We start from the raw sequence: 2,574 nt of genomic DNA on the forward strand, positions 1-2,574 counted from the left end.
TGCTGCCGCGCACCGCGAAGCCCGGTCAAGCCGCACGCCATACCTTGCTGCTGCGGCCCGAGGCGCTGGAGTTCGTCGAGCCGAAGCGCGGTTTTGTCGATGGCCGTATCGACGACATTGTGTTCTTCGGCAGCGACACGCACGTGCAACTGTCGCTGCCCGATGGCAGCGAACTCACGGCGCGTTGCGCACGCACGCTCAGTCCGCGCATTGGAGACACGGTGGGCCTGACATGGGACCCATACCGCACCACGCTGCTTCATGCGTGACGCTTAGCGCCGTAAAGGAATTTTCATGACTCTCGCCATACGTGTGCCGCGTTCCACCGACACTGCGCGGCGGCGAAGCGCCTGGCTCGCCGCTTCGTTGCGCTTCGCACCGGTTGTGCCGACCTTGCTGTTCCTGCTGGTGTTCTTCATCTTGCCCGTGGGCGAGATCCTGCAGGGCGGCCTCGTCAACAGCGACGGCACGTACGGCTTCGGGCAGTTCGCCCGTATCGCCCGCACGCCTGTCTATGCCAAGGTGCTGTGGACCACATTCTCGATCTCACTGCTCACGGCGGCATTCTCGGTCGTGCTTGGATACCCGGTCGCTTATTTGCTGAGCCGCGTCTCGGACCGTGTGCGCGAGCGCTGGCTGCTGTGGATCATGCTGCCCTTCTGGACCAGCTATCTGGTCAAGACTTATGCGTGGATGCTGCTGCTGTCGAAGACCGGCGTTCTTTCCTCGATAGCACTTGCACTCGGCCTCGTTCATGAGACGACCGGCACGATTCCGTCGCTGACGGGCGTGCTGATCGGCATGGTGCATTCAATGCTGCCGCTGGCCGTCATGACGATGCTGCCAGTGATGCGCGGCATCGACGAGCGCCTTTCGCAGGCCGCCGAAACGCTCGGCGCCGAGCGCAGCACGAGCTTCTTCACGATGTTCCTGCCGCTCTCGTCACCGGGTGTGGCCGCGGCCGGGCTGCTCGTGTTTGTCTCCAGTCTCGGCTTTTTTATCGTGCCCGCGCTGCTCGGTTCGCCACGCGAGACGATGATCGCGCAACTGGTGATCTCGTCGGTACTCGAACTGTTCGACATGCATTTTGCCGGCGCGCTTTCGACGGTGCTGTTGATATGCTCGATTGCGATTTTCTTCCTGTATGACCGCATGGTCGGCCTGACGTCGCTGACGGGCGAAGTGCGCGAACGCCAGCGCACGTCACGCGCGCAAGGGCTCAAGCTCGCGCTGCTGATCTGGGTGGGACGTATCTGCGCGCCGCTCGCAAGGCGGCGCGAAAGTTTCCGGCAAGGTGACGGTGTATGCCTCGTCAGTCCGCTCGGCCTCTTCACTATCGCGGTCATGATCGTGCTGGTCGTGCCGGTGCTGTCGGTGATTCCGTATGCGTTCACGCGCGGCGACTTTATCGCCTTTCCCCCGAAGCTTTTCAGTGTGCGCTGGTTCGGCACTTTCCTCGGGTCGCCGGTCTGGCAGAGCGCGGTGATCCGCTCGTTCGTGGTGGGGTTTGGAACAGCGGTGCTGTCGGTCGTGCTCGGATTCGGCGCGACCCTCGCGATGACGCGCATGCCGCAGCGTGCCGTCAAACCCGTTTTCGCGTTGATGGTCGCGCCGTTGATCGTGCCGCGCATCGTCGTTGCGGTCGGGCTCCTGTATTTGCTGAGCCGGTTCGGGCTGACGGGAACCAATACCGGCCTGATCATCGGCCATACGGTGCTGGCGATTCCATATGTGGTCGTGACGCTCGCGGCCGGTTTCCAGCGCTTCGACTGGCGTCTGGACGATGCGGCACGCGTCATGGGCGCGTCTTCATTCCAGCGAATCCGCACCGTGGTGCTGCCGCTTCTGATGGCGAGCGTGAGCGCCGCGTTCCTGTTCGCTTTCCTCGTGTCGTTCGATGATCTGACGATCGCCATCTTTGTGAGCGGTGGAATCAACACGACCCTGCCCAAGCAAATGTGGGACGACATTCAACTGGCGATCACGCCGACACTGGCTGCGGTTTCAACGACCCTTGTCGTACTGATTGCGCTGGTGATTTCCGTTTCTTCCTGGCTCAAGCGCCGCACGCGCTGACATTGCACAATCGACGACTTAAAAGACATGCATTGCTATTCCGATTATTTTCCACATCGTCATCCGCAAGACGAACTCGATTGCGTTGCGCTTCTGGCGGCGGGCCTCTTTGCAGACCCTGCGCGTATCTTCCTGCATTACGAAAACCGCACCATCCGCTGCGACGAAGCGGTGAGACATATCGGACAGCTGCAGGCATGGTTCAAGCACACCGGAATCGAACAGGGCGACCGCGTCGCGGTGATGCTCGGAAACAGCCCGGAGCACATCTATCTGATCTATGCGCTGATCCTGAGCGGGGTCGTATGGGTGCCGGTCAATACCCGGCTGCGGGGAACGGGCCTCGAGTATCTGCTTCAGCATGCCGAGCCGAAGCTCTTCGTATTCGATCAGGAATTCGATGCCGTCACCGCGCAGATCGATTGCGGCGAAGCACGGCGCGAGCGCGTGCCGGATTTCGCTGCACACGCCGCGACTGCCACACTGCGTACACCGGCA

At 61.8% G+C, this 2,574-nt stretch carries 3 protein-coding genes; all 3 read left to right on the forward strand.

What is annotated here, in order from left to right:
* On the forward strand, nt 1-269 hold a 269-nt coding region (locus tag ACRXB1_RS34340; protein ID WP_449494573.1), incomplete at its 5' end, for a TOBE domain-containing protein.
* A 25-nt stretch (nt 270-294) separates the two neighbouring features.
* Nucleotides 295-2,076 (forward strand): ABC transporter permease subunit, encoded by a 1,782-nt coding sequence (locus ACRXB1_RS34345; RefSeq protein WP_449494574.1) that lies wholly within the window; start codon nt 295-297, stop codon nt 2,074-2,076.
* Between the two features lie 27 nt (nt 2,077-2,103).
* Nucleotides 2,104-2,574: AMP-binding protein (locus ACRXB1_RS34350; protein WP_449494575.1), on the forward strand; the 471-nt coding region annotated here is incomplete at its 3' end.

Source organism: Caballeronia sp. M23-90 (assembly GCF_053574605.1).